The sequence below is a fragment of the Luteolibacter sp. SL250 genome (assembly GCF_026625605.1).
In the GTDB taxonomy this organism is placed as follows: Bacteria; Verrucomicrobiota; Verrucomicrobiia; order Verrucomicrobiales; family Akkermansiaceae; genus Luteolibacter.
Window position 1 is genome coordinate 422,740 of record NZ_CP113054.1, and the last position, 12,614, is coordinate 435,353.

Here is a 12,614-nt window from a genome sequence, read left to right on the forward strand (position 1 = left end):
GACCAACGATCACCACCCGTTCTAATCCTTCGCCGATTTCGGATCGAGCGCGTCGCGCAGCCCGTCACCCAGGAAATTCAGCGAGAACAGCGTGGTGGCGAAGAAGAGGGTGGGGAAGAACAGCAGCCACGGGTTTGAAATCATCCGGTTCGCGCCTTCGTCGATGAGGATGCCCCAGGAGCTGTGCGGAGGTTTCACCCCCATGGTCAGGAAAGACATCGTCGCCTCCAGCAGCATCACGCTGGGGATGGTGAGCGTGGTGTAGACGATGATCGGCCCCAGCGTGTTCGGCAGGATGTGGCGGAACAGGATGCGCACCGGCCCCAGGCCCAGCGAGCGGGCCGCTTCCACATACTCCTGCTTCGCCACGCTCTGGACCTGCGCGCGGACGATGCGGGAAACGGTGAGCCAGGACAGCGTGCCGATCGCGATGAACAGCGGCACCAGCGTGGTGATCGGCTCCACCTTCGAGCGGATCCGGTTGACGTCGGAGGTCGTCGCGTCGCTGCCGCTGATCAGATCGACGATCCATTCCGTCAGGTCCGCGGTCATCGGTTCCAGGGTCTTGCCCAGCAGGATGACGATGATGAGGAAAGGCAGTGCGTAGAGGATATCCACGATGCGCATCATCAGCGCGTCGATCTTGCCGCCCGCGTAGCCCGCCGTTGCGCCCCAGCACACGCCGATGGAGACGGAAACCAGCGTGGTGATGAGGCCCACCGCAATGGAGATGCGGCCTCCGTAGAGCACCCGGGAGAGGATGTCCCGTCCGAGGTGATCGGTGCCGAACCAGTGTGCGCCGGAGGGAGGGAGGTTCTTGTTCGGCAGGTTCTGCGCGTTCGGGTCCTGCAGCAGGTCCTTGATGGCGGGCAGGAGGATGCATGCGCCGATGATGAGTAGCAGCAGCACGGCGCTCACCATCGCGGCGCGGTTGCGCTGCAGCCGGTGGAAGGCGTCTTTCCACAGGGACTGGCTTTTCTCGAAGTCGGTTCCGGACATGGCGGGTAGGGGGTCAGCGGCTGCCGCGCAGGCGTGGGTTCAGCCAGATGCCGATGAGGTCGGTGGCGAAGTTGGCGATGATGATGAGCAGTCCGTAGAGCATGACCACGCCGAGGATGACGGGTGCGTCGCCGACCTCGATGGACTTGATGAAATGCAGGCCCAGCCCCGGCATGGCGAAGATGCTCTCCACCACCACCGCGCCGGAGATCACCGCGGCGAATGCCGGTCCGATGTAGGCGATGGCAGGGATGATGCCGCCGCGCAGGCAGTGGCGGACCAGCAGGCGGAAGCTGCCCACGCCCTTCGCCCGCGCCGTGCGGATGAAGTCCTGGTTCAGGATGTCCAGCATCCCGGCGCGCGTCAGGCGGGAGATGTAGGCCGCCGTCACCAGTCCCAGCGTGATGGATGGCAGCAGCAGGGAGGACGGCACGGACGGGTTCCAACCCATCACCGGCACCAGTTGCAGGTAACGGCCGAAGAAGTCCGCCAGCAACGGCCCGACGACAAAGGCGGGGATGCAGATCCCGATCATCGCCAGCCCCATCGCGGAGTAGTCCAGCAGCGTGTTCTTTTTCCACGCCGCGATCACCCCCAGCGGGATGCCGGTGACGATGGCGAACGCCATGGCCAGCACCCCCAGCCTCAGTGAAACGGGAAAGCCCTGTGAAATGATTTCCGTCACCGCCCGTCCCTCCAGCCGGGTGCTGGTGCCCGGGTCGCCTTTCAGCAGGTTGCCCAGTTGCTTCGCATACTGGACGTAGGTCGGTTTATCGAGGCCGTAGTAGGCTTCCTGCCGGAGGCGGATGTGCTCAGGGATCGCGCGTTCGGCGGATTTGAATGGTCCGCCAGGCAGCGCCTTGATCAGGAAAAACGAGATCGTGTAGAGCACGAAGAGAACCAGCAGGCCCTGCAGCAGGCGTTGGAGGATGTTGGCGAGCATGTCGGAAAGGTGGGCGTATTACTTCTCGAGGCGGATCGCCTTCCAGGGATGGTGGTCCAGCAGCAGCGGGTGCCAGTTCGTGGCGGACGGATGGTGCAGGTAGTTCCGGGCGTAGTGGGTCATCGGCAGGATCGGCAGCGCGCCCATCAGGATCGTCTCCGCCTGCTGCAGGTATTCCAGCCGCTTGGCCGGGTCCGCCTGGGCGGCGGCCTCGCGCAGCATCTCTTCATAGCGCGTGTCGCTCCAGCCGGTGTTGTTGTTGCCGTTGCCCTTCGTCCACATGCCGAGGAAAGTGGTCGGGTCCAGGTAGTCGCCGATCCATCCCGCCGCGGCCATGTCGAAGTCCAGGCTCTGCTGGGCGGCCACATAGGAACCCCAGTCCTTGTTCTGGATGTCGATGAGGATGTTGAGATGCGTCTTCCACATCGCCTGGATGGCCTCCGCGCTGGCGCGTGCGGATGGCCGCGCGATCAGCAGGGAAAATCGCGGGAACTTGTCCCCGTTCGGGAAACCGGCCTCCGCCAGCAGGCGGCGCGCCTTTTCGGGATCGAAGGTCAGCACCGGCTGCGGGTGGAACGACCCCATGTCCGGCGTGAAGGAAACGGTCGGCTGGAAGCCCTCCGTGACGTGTTCGCACAGCAACTGGCGGTCGATGGTCAGCGCCAGCGCCTCGCGGACCCGCGCGTCGTTCAGCACCGGCCGCGTCGTGTTGAGGCGGATGAAGGTGGTGCCGACATACGGCTCCTGCCGGAAGTAGCGCGAGTGGTCCCGCTTCATCGACTTGATCAGGTCGGACGGCACCTGGTACGTCGTGTGGAGCTGCCCGGCCAAGAACGCCCGCGTCTCCGTGTAGGGGTTCTCGATCGGCAGGAAGCGGATGCCGTTGATGCCCACGTTCGCGGCGTCCCAGTAGTGGGGGTTGCGGTCCACCTCGATGACGTCATGGAAGCGCCACTCCTTCAGCTTGAACGGACCGTTGCCCACCATGTTCGGGAACATGAACCACGGGTTGTCACGCGCCTCCATCTTGCCGTGTTTCAGGATCACGTGGCGCGGCGCGGGGAACCACGTGTAGTGGCGGGTGAGTGAGGGGAGGAAGGGGACAGGCTCGCGCAGCTTCACCCGCAGCGTCAGGGCGTCGATGGCCTTCACCCCCACCTGTGAGAAATCCTTCTGCGTGCCCCGGTTGAAATCCTCCGCTCCGGTGATGAAATACAGCATCTCCGCATACGGTCCGCCGAGGTCAGGGTGGAGCAGCCGGTGATAGGCGAAGACGAAGTCCTCCGCCGTGACCGGCACGCCGTCGGACCACTTGCCCTCCGGCTGGAGCTTGAACGTCCACTCCGTCATGTCCTCGTTGTGCACCCAGGAGGCCGCCGCGCCGGGCGGCGTCGCGTCGTCGCTCACCGCGTCATTCGCAACCAGACCTTCGAACAGGGCGGTCAGCACCTTGCTCTCGATGACGCCCGTCACCAAGTGGATGTCCAGCGACTTCGGCTCCGCGGAGTTCCCGACCAGGAGGATGCCCTCACGGTTCGCCTTTTCGACCTGCGTTTCTCTCTGGCAGGAAAAAAGCGGGATGGTCAGGGCGAGACAGGCGATCCAACGTAGCATGCGGCCCTATCTTGACGGCATATGGAGGGGATTGCAGCGGAATTTTTCGTAGAATCGCATGTGCCCACTCATTCGACCACTCCGGATGTCTCCAGTAAGGAGGGTGGACACTCCTGTCCACCGGCTGCAACCGGAACCCATAGCAATGGTGACCGACAAAAGATCTCGTGTGAATGCCCCCGATCTTTGCGCCTTTGCGGTGAATCTCTCCTGATTCGCCAATGCCGCCGGTGGACAAGAGTGTCCACCCTCCTTACTACTTCACCACGGCCTCGTTCACGAACGTCCCTTGGCCCTCGATCCGGTTACCTTCATAGATCACGCCGGAGCTTTCCTTGATCCACACCACGGAGTCCTTGGGAATGCGGTAGCTGGCTCCGGTGTCCGGTGCGGCTTCGGTGAGCGGGGAGACGAACCGGTTGTTCCTCACGGTGAGTCCCTCGGCGGAGGAGACCACCAGATGCGGTCCCTGGCCGCCTTCGATGATGTTGTCCTCGATGACCACGTTCTTGAAGACGGGGGCGGAGCGCAATTGGTCCTTTTCCCCGGTGGCGGTGAGTGAAAGCGCACCGGCTTGGCTGGACCATGGTGCGGCGCAAAACCATCCCGCATTGCGGATGACGTTCTTGCGGATGACCAGATCCTCGATGCCCGCAGCGGCGCTTCCCGGTAGTTCCGCGCAGACGATGAACGCGTGCGGCGTGTCCAGCGTGTTGCCCTCCACCAGGCCACCGGCTTTCAGCAACAGGCGGCCCGGGCTATGGAGATGGTTGTTCCGGAAAACGAAGCCCTGGCCCATGCGGTCCGGGGAATAGACGGAATCTCCGGGTTTCAGATCGGACGGCTGGTCCAGCGTCAGGACGATGCACTTCGGACTCACCTTCCAGACGTCCCATGTCTTCGCGGCTGTCAGCTTTTCCAACACTTCCGGTGCGAGACCGGCGTCCTTGCGCGGCACCACCGTGCGGGAGGTGATCTTCCATTCCGGCCCGTTCACACCGGCACGGATGCGGTCGCCGTTCTGGACGCCCTCGGTGAACTCGTCGCGGCTGGCGATGACGACGGTGCCGCCTTCGTTCTTCACCACCAGAAAGTCGGATGACTGCACGCTCCAGGAGTCATCCCCGGCATGGCTGATCTCACAGCCCTCCACCAGCGGTCCCTTGCGGATCGTCTTGCTCTGGAAGGCATCCCAGGAACTGCTCAGCAGGCGTTCCTCCGTCGCGCCCTCCGGCTTCGGCCCGGGGACGATGCGGCATTTCGTGAAGCTCGATCCGCCTTCGCCGTCCGCTTCCAGGATGCCCATGCCCGGCGCGCTGAAAACCGTCACGTTGCGGAGGTTGATACGCTCCGACTGGTCGATGGAAATCGCATGCGGCGCGCCCGCTTCCTGGCCGGTGCTGAGGGACGCCAGGTCGCCTGGCTTCGCCGCGTTCGCGATGCCGTTGAGCTTCACCCGCACCACATCCTCGCCCACCATCTCCGCCTTCGTGCCCCAGAGAAAGGGCATGCCCTTTTTCCGGAAGCGGGTCTTCGCATCAACGACATCGATCCGGGCGTAAGGCTTCTTCGGATAGCCCGCGTGGATTTTCACGTCGATCGAGTTGCCATCCTCCGCCGCGGCGATGACCTCGCCCTGGGTGAAGGGCAGGGGATCATAGTCCACCGTCAGGCCCTGGAGGGTCACGCCGGCGCATTTGTGCATGCTGATGGCCCGCATCAGCTTCGTGCCGACCATCGTCACGCCATCGGCGATGATCTCCACATCCTTCACCCCGCTCAGCACCCACAGTTCCCCGCCGCCGCCTTTCGGGGCGATGCGGTAGGTCCCGGGCGGGATGACGACGCGTTTCTCGCCGCGCTTGATCGCGTCGTTGGCCAACGGACGGAAGTCCTCTTGCGCGGAAAGCAGCGTTGCGGAGAAAAACAGAATCAAGGAGGCGAGCCGGCTCATCCTGAATCTGATTTCGCGGAAAGGTGTCATGTGAAAAGATTGTCGTGGTCCTCCGCGGATAGCACACGCCACTCACCTTCCTCCAGATCCTCAGGCAGTTTCAGTCCGCCGATGGAAATGCGCTCCAGATCCAGCACGTGGTTGCCCACGGCGGCGAACATGCGGCGCACCTGGTGGTAGCGGCCTTCATGGAGCGTGATGAGCGCTTCCTTTTCCCCGGTGACCTCCAGCTTCGCGGGCAGCAGCGGTTTTGTCTCGCTGTTCAACATCAGCTCACCGGACGCGAAGATCTCCCCCTCATGCCCTTCCAGCGGGCGGTCGAGCGTGGCGCGGTAGACTTTCAGGCAGTTCGACTTCGGGTGGATGATCTTGTGGAGCAGCTTCCCGTCATCCGTCATCAGCAGCAGGCCGGTGGTGTCCTTGTCCAGCCTGCCGATGGGATTGAGGCCCGGGTTGCGGTGGGCGAAGCGTTCCGGCAGCAGGTCATAGATGGTGCTGCCCGGATCCTCCGCGCTGCAGGTGTAGCCGTCCGGTTTGTTGAGGAGGATGGTGAAAGGGCCCTGCGGGTCCAGCGGCTCCCCGCGGAAAAGGATGCGGTCGTGGCCGGGCACTTCGCTTTCGCCCAGCACCTTGCCATCGAGGTCCGTGACCGCGCCGGTCTTGATGAAGCGCTGGACTTCCTTGCGTGAGCCGTAGCCGAGGTTGGCGAGCAGTTTGACGAGTTTCATGAAAAGTCAGCGTTGGTCGGCGAAAAGGAGCTTGTAGACATGGTCCTCCGCCACCTTCCTCCAGGAAAACTTCAGCGCGGAGAGTTCCGCTTCGTAGGGAAGCTGGCGGTTGGCGACCAGCAGCAATTTCCCGCCGCGATTCAGCGCGCACGCTGCCACCCGGATGAAAGCGCGGCCAAGGTCCACATCCGTGGCCTGTCCGGTGTGGAAGGGAGGATTCATCAGGATGATGTCATACCGTTCCGGCAGGCCCTTCGTCACATCATCCCAATGGAAGGTGAGAGGGATCTCGTCCGCCACCATGCACGCCGGGGATTCCAGCGAAAGCGGGTCATCCTTCTCGCCGAGGCCACGTTGATACTCCGCCAGATTCCTTTCCGCGCAGGCCAGCGCGCGGGCGTCCGCTTCGTAGAGGTCCACGGAGGTAATTTTCGGGCAGCGCTTCAGCAGGGCATCCGTCAGGTAGCCCCACCCGGCGCCCAGATCGGCCGCCTTGCCCCGCAGCGATGCCGGGAGATGCGCCACCAGCAACTTTGAGCCGGGGTCGATGTGGTCCGCGCTGAAAATGCCGGCTTCCGTGGTGAAGCGGGTGTCCGGGATGCTCCTCCGCCCACCGAGCGACCGCCACTCCTCTAGCAGCGCCTGATTCCATGACGGTGACTTCACCGCGTGGAAGGCCCGGCACTTGTGCTTCTGGATCGACCGGATCTCCCCGGCGGCCTGGGACAGCTCCTTTTCAAAGCGCGCCGCGCCCGCGGTGTTCGGCATCGCCACCAATAGCGTGCCGCCCGGTTCCAGAAGATCATGGGCGAGCGCGAACCAGTGGAGCGCCTCGTCGCGGGACTTGCCGGGCAGGACCATCACCAGCGGCCAGGTGCCTTCCGGAGCGGAGGTGCGGGTGAGGCCCGCGTTGTCCCACGCATCCGCCTTGGGCTTGAAAGGCTGCCAGCCGGTGACCTGCGGCCACCCCGCCAGATCCGCATGCGGCTCCGCGCCCAGGAACAGTGCCCGCTGCGGGACAGGGAGGCCGTCCGCGGCGAAGGCGAGCATCAGGGTTTCCAGCGCGGGATTCATCGCCGGAGGCTCCGGTTTCCCATCGGTTTTGGCGAGAGCAAGTTGCGGCGCATCCGCCGCATCCATGGCGGAAAATGACGGGTTTTTGAAAGGTCGTGCATTGTTTCCCGGAGTGGTGGCTGGGATACTGGCGGCATGATCTGCGCCGTCTTCGATGCCAAGCCCTACGACCGTGAGTTCCTCACCCGCGCCGCTTCCGGGACGGCCCTGGAGTTGCGGTTCCTGGAGTTCCGCCTCGGGCAGGAGACGGTGTTTTCCGCCGATGGGGCGCAGGGTGTCTGCGTGTTCGTGAATGACCGCGTGGACCGCCCGGTGGTGGAGTCGCTGGCGGAAAAGGGCATCCGTAACATCGCGTTGCGCTGCGCCGGGTTCAACAATGTCGATCTGGAGGCGGCGAAGGAACACGGCATCACCGTCACGCGGGTGCCGGCCTATTCACCCTACGCCGTGGCGGAGCACACCGTGGCGCTGCTGATGACGCTCAACCGCAAGATCCACCGTGCCTACAACCGCGTGCGGGAGCAGAATTTCTCCCTCAACGGGCTGGTCGGGTTCGACCTGCATGGAAAGACGGTGGGCATCGTCGGCACCGGGAAGATCGGCAGGATCACCGCCTCCATCTTCCGCGGCTTCGGCTGCCGGGTGCTGGCGCAGGATCCGTATGAAAGCGCGGAGTGGGCCGCGGAGAATGGCGTCACCTACACCTCGCTCGATGAGCTGCTCGCCGCGAGTGACATCGTCTCTTTGCATTCGCCGCTCTTTCCGGAAACCTACCACCTGCTGGACGCCGGCCGCTTCGCCCGCATGAAGCGCGGCGCCTACCTCATCAACACCAGCCGCGGAAAGCTGGTGGATACCGCCGCGCTCATCGCCGTCCTGAAAAGCGGCCACCTCGGCGGCGTCGCGCTGGACGTGTATGAGGAGGAGGAAGGCATCTTCTTCGAGGACCATTCCGGCCATGTGCTGGGGGATGACATCCTCGCCCGGCTGCTCACCTTCCCGAACGTGCTGGTCACCTCCCACCAGGCATTCCTGACGGAGGAGGCGCTCGGTGAGATCGCCCGCGTGACGGTGGAGAACCTGACCCGGGTCGCGGAGGGGAAGGCCCCTCTCGACACCACCCTCCTGGGTTGAGGTGGCCGGGCGTCCCGTTTCCCGGGCTTGCCATTGTGGAAATGATGGGTTCTTTTCCCGCCACGAAACTTTCCCACCATGTCCACGGCATCCCCGCAACAGCACACGTTCCAGGCAGAGGTCAAACAGCTCCTCGATATCGTCATCCACTCCCTCTACACGGATAAGGAAATCTTTGTCCGTGAGCTGGTCTCCAACGCCTCCGACGCGCTGGAAAAGATGCGCCTCAAGGAACTGACCGAGTCCGATGTCTTTGAGAAGGGCAAGGCCCTCGAGATCACCATCATCACGGATGAGGAGAACAAGACCCTCACCATCGCGGACTCCGGCATCGGCATGACGGAGGAGGAACTGGTGCGCAATCTCGGCACCATCGCCCACTCCGGCACGAAGGCTTTCCTCCAGGCGATGAAGGAAAAGGGCGAGGCCGGTCCGGAGGTCATCGGCCAGTTCGGCGTCGGCTTCTACAGCGCCTTCATGGCGGCGGACCGCGTGGAGGTCTATACCCGCTCCTGGGAGCCGGGCGCACCCGGCCTGAAGTGGGAGAGCGACGGCCAGGGCGGCTACACCATCGAGCCGGTGGAGGACGTTGCCCGCGGCTCGAAGATGGTCCTGCACCTGAAGGACGAAACCTTCGCGAAGAAAAGCAAGGTCGAGGAGCTGCTGAAGAAATACTCCAACTTCGTTTCCTTCCCGATCCTCGTCGAAGGCGAGCGCGTCAACACCGTCGGAGCGATCTGGCTGAAGTCGAAGAACGAGGTGTCCAAGGAGGAGTACGCGGAGTTCTACAAGTTCATCGGCCACGCGTGGGACGAACCGTTCTACACCATGCACTTCAGCGCGGACGCGCCCATCACCATCAACGCGCTGCTCTTCACCCCGGGTGAGAACAACGAGCGCTTCGGCATGGGCCAGATGGAGCCGGGCGTCGCCCTCTACTGCAAGAAGGTGCTCATCGACCCGAAGCCGAAGGGCCTGCTCCCCGAGTGGCTGCGCTTCCTCAAGGGCGTGATCGATTCCGCCGACCTGCCGCTCAACATTTCCCGCGAGTCCATGCAGGACAGCGCGCTGGTCAGGAAGCTGAACCAGCTCATCACGAAGCGTTTCCTCAAGTTCCTCGAAAAGCAGGCCGCGGACGAGCCGGAGAAATTCCGCGAGTTCCACGAAAAGTTCGGCCGCTTCCTCAAGGAAGGCATCGCCACCAGCTATGAGCACCAGGAAGCCCTCGCCGGGCTGCTGCGTTTCGAAAGCTCCATGACGGAGGCCGGCACGCTCACCAGCTTCGCCGACTACAACACCCGCGCGAAAGAAGAGCAGAAGGAAATCTACTACCTCACCGGTCCATCCCGCGAGGTGATCGAAAGCGGTCCATATCTCGAGGCGTTCAAGGCCCGCGGCCTGGAAGTCGCCTTCTTCACGGATCCGGTGGACAGCTACGTGCTCCAGTCGCTGCCGGAGTTCGCCGGCAAGACCCTCGTGGCCGCCGACCGTGCGGAGATCGAGCTGGATGACCTTTCCGATGAAAAGGAAAAGCTCGGCGAGGCTGAGGCAAAGTCCCTCACCGAGTGGCTCCAGGAAAAGCTGGGCGGCAAGGTGGCGTCGGTGAACGTCGGCAAGCGTCTGGTCGAAAGCCCGGTCGTCGCCCTCACCCCGAAGGACTCCCTCAATCCGCAGATGCGCGCCATGATGAAGTCCATGGGCCAGGAAATGCCGGAGGAAAAGCCGACGCTGGAGATCAACGCCGGCCACGGCCTGGTGAAGAAACTTTCCTCGCTCAAGGACAGCGACCCGGAACTGGCGGAGGCCATCGGCGTGCAGCTCGCGGACCAGGCGCTGCTCGCTGCGGGCCTCGTGGAGAATCCGCAGGCCGTCGCCGCACGGATGAACGCGCTGCTGGAGCGGGTCATCAAGTGACCCGGACGGAGTGCGGACTTCAGTCCGCTTGTTCCACCAAGGGGTGCGGACCGAAGTCCGCGCCCCCTTTTCTCGCATTCAGTGGCCGCCTTGACACCGAAGCCGTGTGCACTATTATAGTGTGATGAAGAATATCACGCTAAGCGCGGACGAAAATCTCATTGAGCAGGCGCGCGAAGAGGCCCGCGCGCAAAGAACCACGCTCAACTCGCTGTTCCGGGATTGGCTGGTGGAACTGACCGCGCGCAAGCATCGCTCGAAGCAGGTCGATGAACTGCTGGACCGTCTCTCGTACGTCGATGCCGGTGGAACCTTCAGCCGGGAGGAGATGAATGAGCGCTGAGGTCTTCCTGGACACCAACGTGATCGTCTATTCCTTCGATCAAAGCTCGCCGGCGAAGCGGGAAAGATCCTTGGAGCTGTTGCGTGGTGATTCCTGGGCGGTAAGCTGGCAGGTGGTGCAGGAGTTTGCCTCCGTGGCGCTGCATCGTTTCAAAGCCCCGATGTCGGAGGGGGATCTCGCGGACTACATTGAACTCATTCTCATGCCACATTGCCGGGTTTTTCCATCTGCTTCGATCTACCGGCAGGCCTTGGCAGTGAGGGAACAGACAGGTTACAGGTTCTACGACAGCCTTGTCGTGACGGCGGCATTGGAGAGCGGCGCGAAATTCCTCTATTCCGAGGATCTCCAGCATGGACGGAAAATCGGTGGAATGATGATCGTGAATCCATTCTCCGGCGCCTGATTATTTCCTGCCCATCGGTTAGGGACTGTCTATGAAGGCGTCATGCCAGATGCGCACGACAATCCCTACGTCCTGACCGCCGACCGTGCGGAGGCACCTCCGGCCACCTGGCTGGGGCGGATGAAATACCTCGGACCGGGGTTGATCCTCACCGCCTCCATCGTGGGCTCCGGCGAGCTGATCGGCACCACCATCTTCGGCGCGCGCGCGGGCTTCATCTGCTTCTGGGTCATCCTGGTGAGCTGCCTGGTGAAGGTGGCCCTCCAGATCGAGTTCGGGAAATACGCGCTCTACACCGGAAAGAGCACCATGGCGGCGCTCAACGGGCTGCCAGGCCCTCGGTTCGGCCGTGCGGGCTGGGCCATCTGGGTGTGGTTCGTGGTCATGATGGTGAAGCTGCTGCAGGTCGGCGGCATCGTCGGCGGGATGGCGACCCTGCTCGCCATGGCGTTCCCTTCCGTGCCGGTGCTGGTGTGGCTGCCGCTGGTCGTCCTCACCAACTGCGCGTTCGTTTCCCGCGGATACTCCGCCATCGAGAAAGGCTCCATCGTGATGACGGTGCTGTTCACCATCACCACCTTGCTCTCGCTGCTGGCGCTGCAGTGGACGGGCCTCGCCGTCACCGGGGAGGAACTGCTTTCCGGCCTCGCCTTCGGCATGCCGAAGGAGGTCGTCTTCTACGCGTGGGCCGCCTTCGGCATCACCGGCATCGGCGGGGATGAGATCCTCGTCTACAACTACTGGCTCATCGAGAAGGGCTACGCCGCGAAGACCGGCCCGCGTGACGACTCCCCGGAGTGGGTGGCCCGTGCGAAGGGCTGGATCACTGTCATGAAAATGGACGCCCTCATTTCCATGGTGGTCTATACCGTGGTCACGGCGGCCTTTTACCTTCTCGGCGCGGCGGTCCTCCACCGCCTCGGCCAGCTTCCCGATGACAAGGACCTGCTGAAGCAGCTCAGCCTCATCTACACCCAGTCGCTCGGACCATGGGCGAAGTGGGTTTACCTCGTCGGCGCCATTGTCGTGCTGGCCTCCACCATGCTCGCCGCCACCGGTGCGTGGAGCCGCCAGTTCGCGGATGCGGCTGGCCAGTTCGGCTTCATCAACTTCCTGGACAAGGCCCAGCGGGACAAGCTGGTCAAAATCTTCACCTGGCTCTTCCCCTGCCTGTGGGCGCTGGTCTTCATGTATTTCCGCAACAGCGCGATGATGGTCCTCGTCGGCGGTGCGGCGACCATGGCGGTGCTATTCGTCGTCGTCTTCGCCTCCATCTGGTTCCGCTTCAGGACGCTGCCCGCGTCGCTGAAGCCGGGCCGCGGCTATGACATCGCGCTTGCCGTCAGCATCCTCGCCATCCTCGCGGTCGGGGTGCAGGCGCTGGTCAGCGCCCTGCAGAAGATCTTGTAGGAGTGAGCGGCACCGTGTATTGCGGGCCACCCCGGTTTGCTGCTTTACTTCGCATTTTCTGGTCGTTTCAATGGTTGGAAACCCATTTGATAACA

At 63.4% G+C, this 12,614-nt stretch carries 11 protein-coding genes; 5 read left to right on the top strand and 6 right to left on the bottom strand.

Features of this window, described 5'->3' with window-relative positions; all coding sequences use genetic code 11:
- Positions 1–21 precede the first annotated feature (21 nt).
- The 6 genes from OVA24_RS01930 to OVA24_RS01955 form a co-directional block, all read right to left on the bottom strand.
- Positions 22–999, bottom strand: a complete 978-nt coding sequence (locus OVA24_RS01930; protein WP_267672948.1) for an ABC transporter permease — start codon at positions 997–999, stop codon at positions 22–24.
- 13 nt (positions 1,000–1,012) lie between these two features.
- On the bottom strand, positions 1,013–1,942 hold the full coding sequence (locus OVA24_RS01935) for an ABC transporter permease (protein WP_267672950.1): 930 nt from the start codon (positions 1,940–1,942) through the stop codon (positions 1,013–1,015).
- A gap of 18 nt (positions 1,943–1,960) precedes the next feature.
- Positions 1,961–3,556, bottom strand: a complete 1,596-nt coding sequence (locus OVA24_RS01940) for a peptide ABC transporter substrate-binding protein (protein WP_267672952.1) — start codon at positions 3,554–3,556, stop codon at positions 1,961–1,963.
- Between the two features lie 256 nt (positions 3,557–3,812).
- Positions 3,813–5,510 carry a right-handed parallel beta-helix repeat-containing protein gene (locus tag OVA24_RS01945; protein ID WP_267672953.1) on the bottom strand — a complete coding sequence of 566 codons (1,698 nt, stop codon included), beginning with the start codon at positions 5,508–5,510 and terminating at the stop codon, positions 3,813–3,815.
- A 26-nt stretch (positions 5,511–5,536) separates the two neighbouring features.
- Positions 5,537–6,238 (bottom strand): pseudouridine synthase, encoded by a 702-nt coding sequence (locus OVA24_RS01950; protein WP_267672956.1) that lies wholly within the window; start codon positions 6,236–6,238, stop codon positions 5,537–5,539.
- Between the two features lie 6 nt (positions 6,239–6,244).
- Positions 6,245–7,378, bottom strand: a complete 1,134-nt coding sequence (locus tag OVA24_RS01955; protein ID WP_267672958.1) for a class I SAM-dependent methyltransferase — start codon at positions 7,376–7,378, stop codon at positions 6,245–6,247.
- Between the two features lie 69 nt (positions 7,379–7,447).
- Here OVA24_RS01955 and OVA24_RS01960 point away from each other — a divergent pair, with 69 nt between their 5' ends.
- From OVA24_RS01960 to OVA24_RS01980, 5 genes are all read left to right on the top strand, one after another.
- The gene (locus OVA24_RS01960; RefSeq protein ID WP_267672960.1) at positions 7,448–8,446 is read left to right on the top strand and encodes a 2-hydroxyacid dehydrogenase; all 999 of its coding nucleotides are present in this window, start codon (positions 7,448–7,450) and stop codon (positions 8,444–8,446) included.
- A gap of 78 nt (positions 8,447–8,524) precedes the next feature.
- Positions 8,525–10,360, top strand: coding sequence for a molecular chaperone HtpG (gene htpG, locus OVA24_RS01965; protein WP_267672962.1), 1,836 nt, complete (start codon positions 8,525–8,527; stop codon positions 10,358–10,360).
- A gap of 124 nt (positions 10,361–10,484) precedes the next feature.
- Entirely contained in the window at positions 10,485–10,703 is a 219-nt protein-coding gene (locus tag OVA24_RS01970; RefSeq protein ID WP_267672964.1) for a hypothetical protein, read from the top strand.
- A complete protein-coding gene (locus OVA24_RS01975; RefSeq protein ID WP_267672966.1) occupies positions 10,693–11,109 on the top strand; it encodes a PIN domain-containing protein in 417 nt (138 codons plus the stop codon). Before OVA24_RS01970 ends, OVA24_RS01975 begins: the two co-directional genes overlap by 11 nt.
- 42 nt (positions 11,110–11,151) lie before the next feature.
- The gene (locus OVA24_RS01980; protein WP_267672969.1) at positions 11,152–12,519 is read left to right on the top strand and encodes an Nramp family divalent metal transporter; all 1,368 of its coding nucleotides are present in this window, start codon (positions 11,152–11,154) and stop codon (positions 12,517–12,519) included.
- Positions 12,520–12,614: the final 95 nt, after the last annotated feature.